The organism is Pseudomonas sp. SBT1-2 (assembly GCF_028640875.1).
GTDB lineage: Bacteria > Pseudomonadota > Gammaproteobacteria > Pseudomonadales > Pseudomonadaceae > Aquipseudomonas > Aquipseudomonas chlororaphis_I.
On the sequence record NZ_JAQZAA010000069.1, the window covers coordinates 1696 to 6238 of the forward strand.

Here is a 4543-nt window from a genome sequence, read left to right on the forward strand (position 1 = left end):
CTGTAGGAGCGAGGCTTGCCCGCGATGACGCCCTTTCAGCCACCAAAAGTCTCAAAACAGAGACACAACATCACTCATCCTCTCAAAAACCATACAAATATCCTTATTTATCAAATACTTAATCATCTGGCACAAAACTCGCTATAGCCCCGCCCACACCCGCAACACCCTACAAAAATAACAATCCTGGAGAGACACACCATGAGTGTGATCATTGCCCTAGCAGCCCTCGCGCTGCTGATGTTGGCTGCTTACCGTGGCTACAGCGTTATCCTCTTTGCCCCCATCGCCGCCCTCGGCGCCGTCCTGCTCACCGACCCGTCCGCCGTGGCACCGGCCTTCACCGGCGTGTTCATGGAGAAGATGGTCGGCTTCATCAAACTCTACTTCCCGGTGTTCCTGCTCGGCGCGGTGTTCGGCAAGCTGATCGAGCTGTCGGGCTTCTCCCGTTCCATCGTCGCGGCGGCCATCCGCCTGCTGGGCACCCGCCAGGCGATGCTGGTGATCGTGCTGGTCTGCGCCCTGCTGACCTACGGCGGCGTCTCGCTGTTCGTGGTGGTGTTCGCGGTCTATCCGTTCGCCGCCGAGATGTTCCGCCAGAGCAATATCCCCAAGCGCCTGATCCCGGCGACCATCGCCCTCGGCGCGTTCTCCTTCACCATGGATGCCCTGCCCGGCACCCCGCAGATCCAGAACATCATCCCCAGCACTTTCTTCAATACCACCGCCTGGGCCGCGCCCTGGCTGGGGGTGATCGGCACCATTTTCGTGTTCTGCGCCGGCATGCTGTTCCTGCAGCGCCAGCGCAACAAGGCGCACAACGCCGGTGAAGGCTATGGCAGCGACCTGCGCAACGAGCCGGAAACCGCCGCCGACATCCAGCTGCCCAACCCCTGGATCGCCCTGTCGCCGCTGTTGCTGGTGGGCCTGATGAACCTGCTGTTCACCCACTGGATTCCCCTGTGGTACGGCAAGACCCACAGCCTGGCCCTGGCCGGCATGGCCGCCCCGGTGCAGACCGACGTCGCCAAGCTCACCGCCATCTGGGCGGTCCAGGCCGCCTTGCTGGTGGGCATCATCGTGGTCCTGGTGTTCGGCTTCTCGGCGATTCGCGGCAAGCTGGCCGAAGGCAGCAAGAGCGCGGTCAGCGGTGCCCTGCTGGCGGCGATGAACACCGCTTCGGAATACGGCTTCGGCGCGGTAATCGCTTCCCTGCCGGGCTTCCTGGTGCTGTCGGACTGGCTGAAAAGCATCCCCAACCCGCTGGTCAACGAAGCCATCACCGTGACCCTGCTGGCCGGCATCACCGGCTCCGCCTCGGGCGGCATGAGCATCGCCCTGGCGGCCATGTCAGAGACTTTCATCAGCGCCGCCCACGCCGCCAACATCCCCCTGGAAGTGCTGCACCGCGTGGCCGCCATGGCCAGCGGCGGCATGGACACCCTGCCGCACAACGGCGCGGTGATTACCCTGCTGGCGGTCACCGGCCTGACCCACCGCCAAGCCTACAAGGACATTTTCTGCATTACGCTGATCAAGACCCTGGCCGTTTTCGTCGTGATCGCCACTTTCTACGCCACCGGCATTGTGTGAGGTATTCATGAGTAATCTTGCGGGCAAGACCGCCCTTGTCACCGGCTCCACCAGCGGCATTGGCCTGGGCATCGCCCTGAGCCTGGCCAAGGCCGGCGCCCACCTGATCCTCAACGGCTTCGGCGACGCCTCGACGGTGATCGCCGAGGTCGCGCGCCTCAATAAGAACAGCGGCGGCAAGGTCGGCCATCACCCGGCCGACGTCAGCGACCCGGCGCAGATCGCCGACATGCTCGCCTACGCCGAGCGCGAGTTCGGCGGCGTCGACATCCTGGTCAACAACGCCGGCATCCAGCATGTGGCGGCGGTGGAGGAATTCCCGGTGGAGCGCTGGGACTCGATCATCGCCATCAACCTGTCGTCGGTGTTCCACAGCACCCGCCTGAGCCTGCCGGGCATGCGCGCCAAGGGCTGGGGGCGGATCGTCAATATCGCCTCGGTGCATGGCCAGGTCGGCTCGGTGGGCAAGGCCGCCTATGTGGCGGCCAAGCACGGGGTGATCGGCCTGACCAAGGTGGTCGGCCTGGAGACCGCCACCAGCAACGTCACCTGCAACGCCATCTGCCCGGGCTGGGTCCTGACCCCGCTGGTGCAGAAACAGATCGACGACCGCGCCGCGGCCGGTGTCGACCCGCAACAGGCGCAGCACGACCTGCTGGCGGAAAAACAGCCGTCCCTGGAGTTCGTCACGCCTTCGCAGTTGGGCGAGTTGGTCCTATTCTTGTGCAGTGAGGCCGGCAGCCAGGTGCGTGGCGCGGCGTGGAATATAGACGGCGGCTGGCTGGCGCAATAAACGCGATCCCTGTAGCCGCTGCCGAAGGCTGCGATAGGTCCGAAGGACCTCCGCGACCTTGAGACCGCCACGACCGTTCCGGTCGATCGCAGCCTGCGGCAGCGGCTACAGAGTTGGAACAGCTTTGTGTGTGCAGCAGAAAAACAAGAGGCCACCCATGTCCGAATTACTCTGGCAACCCAGTGCCGAGCGCATCAGCAAGACCCGCATGGAAGCCTTCCGGCGCTTGATCAATCACCGTTACGACCTGGACATCGATGACTACCCCGCCCTGCACCAATGGAGCATCGAGCAGCGCGAAGCCTTCTGGCAGGCCATAGTCGATTTCTTCGATGTCGAGTTCCATGCGCCCCCCAGCACGGTGCTGATCGAAGGCAGCAGCATGCCCGCCGCCCAGTGGTTCCCCGACGCCACCCTGAACTTCGCCGAACACCTGCTCAAGCGCCGTGACGACGGCGTCGCGGTGGTGGCGATCAACGAGAACGGCCAGCGCGAACAGCTGACCTACAACCAGCTGGCGGCCCATGTCGCCGGCCTGCAACAGAGCCTGCGGGCCGCCGGTGTCGGCCTCGGCGACCGGGTCGCCGCCTGCATGCCCAACACCTGGCAGGCCCTGGTGGCCATGCTCGCCACCACCAGCCTCGGCGCCGTCTGGTCCAGCTCCTCGCCGGACTTCGGCACCCAGGGGGTGATCGACCGTTTCGGCCAGATCGAACCCAAGGTGCTGATCACCTGCGCCGGCTACCGCTACGCCGGCAAACAGATCGACCAGACGGCCAAGGTCAACGAAATCCTCGAACGCCTGCCGTCCCTGCAACAGCTGATCATCGTGCCGTACGCGCGGCCCGAAGCTCGCGCCGAAGACTTCCGCACCTCGGCCAGGGTCGCGCTGTGGGACGACTTCTACCGCCCCGGCGGCGAGCCCCAGTTCGTTGCCGTGCCCTTCACCCACCCGCTGTACATCCTCTATTCCAGCGGCACCACCGGCGTGCCCAAGTGCATCATCCACAGCACCGGCGGCGTGCTGTTGCAGCACCTTAAGGAGCACGGCCTGCACACCGACCTGCACGCCGGCGAAGTGCTGTTCTACTACACCACCTGTGGCTGGATGATGTGGAACTGGCTGGTCTCTGCCCTGGCGGTGGGCGCCACGGTGCTGCTGTACGACGGCTCGCCGTTCCACCCGGCGCCCGAACACTTGATCGACCTGATCGACCAGGAAGGCATCAGTGTTTTCGGCACCAGCCCCAAGTACCTGGTGGCCCTGGAAAAGGCCGGCATCGAGCCACGCAGCAGCCACTCCCTGGCCAGCCTCAAGACCCTGCTCAGCACCGGCTCGCCGCTGTCGCCGCAGAGCTTCGACTACGTGTACCGGGCGTTCAAACAGGACCTGTGCCTGGCCTCGATGTCTGGCGGCACCGATATCATTTCCTGCTTCATCATCGGCAACCCGCTGTTGCCGGTGCACCGCGGCGAAATGCAGGGCAAGGGCCTGGGCATGGCGGTGGAGGTGTGGAACGACCAGGGTCAGGCGGTGATCGGTGAAAAGGGCGAACTGGTCTGCACCCGGCATTTCCCGGCCATGCCCATCGGCCTGTGGCACGACCCACGGCACGAGAAACTGCGTGCCTCCTACTTCAGCCAGTTCCCCGGGGTCTGGGCCCAGGGCGACTACGCCGAGCAACTGGCCCATGGCAGCTGGCTGATTCACGGCCGCTCGGACGCCGTGCTCAACCCCGGCGGCGTGCGCATCGGCACCGCGGAAATCTACCGCCAGGTGGAGAAACTCGAACAGGTCCTGGAAAGCCTGGCCATCGGTCAGCAATGGGACAACGACGTGCGGGTGGTGCTGTTCGTGCGCCTGCAGGACGGCGTGCAACTGGACGACGCCCTGCAGGAGCAGATCCGCCAGGTAATCCGCGCCAACACCACGCCCCGCCACGTACCGGCGAAGATCCTCGCGGTCAGCGACATTCCCCGGACCATCAGCGGCAAGATCGTCGAACTGGCGGTGCGCAACGTGGTGCACGGCCTGCCGGTAAAAAACACCGACGCCCTGGCCAACCCCGAGGCGCTGGAGCAGTTTCGCGATCGGGTGGAATTGCGCAGCTAGGCCTTGGGGGCCTCATCGCGGGCAAGCCTCGCTCCTACAGAAGA

3 protein-coding genes are annotated in these 4543 nt (G+C 64.8%); all 3 read left to right on the plus strand.

The window, feature by feature from the left end:
* Positions 1 to 201: 201 nt before the first annotated feature.
* Positions 202 to 1593 (plus strand): GntP family permease, encoded by a 1392-nt coding sequence (locus PVZ78_RS11455; RefSeq protein ID WP_258254728.1) that lies wholly within the window; start codon positions 202 to 204, stop codon positions 1591 to 1593.
* Positions 1594 to 1600: 7 nt separating this feature from the next.
* On the plus strand, positions 1601 to 2386 hold the full coding sequence (locus PVZ78_RS11460; RefSeq protein ID WP_273828703.1) for a 3-hydroxybutyrate dehydrogenase: 786 nt from the start codon (positions 1601 to 1603) through the stop codon (positions 2384 to 2386).
* A gap of 157 nt (positions 2387 to 2543) precedes the next feature.
* On the plus strand, positions 2544 to 4499 hold the full coding sequence (locus PVZ78_RS11465; RefSeq protein WP_273828704.1) for an acetoacetate--CoA ligase: 1956 nt from the start codon (positions 2544 to 2546) through the stop codon (positions 4497 to 4499).
* Positions 4500 to 4543: the final 44 nt, after the last annotated feature.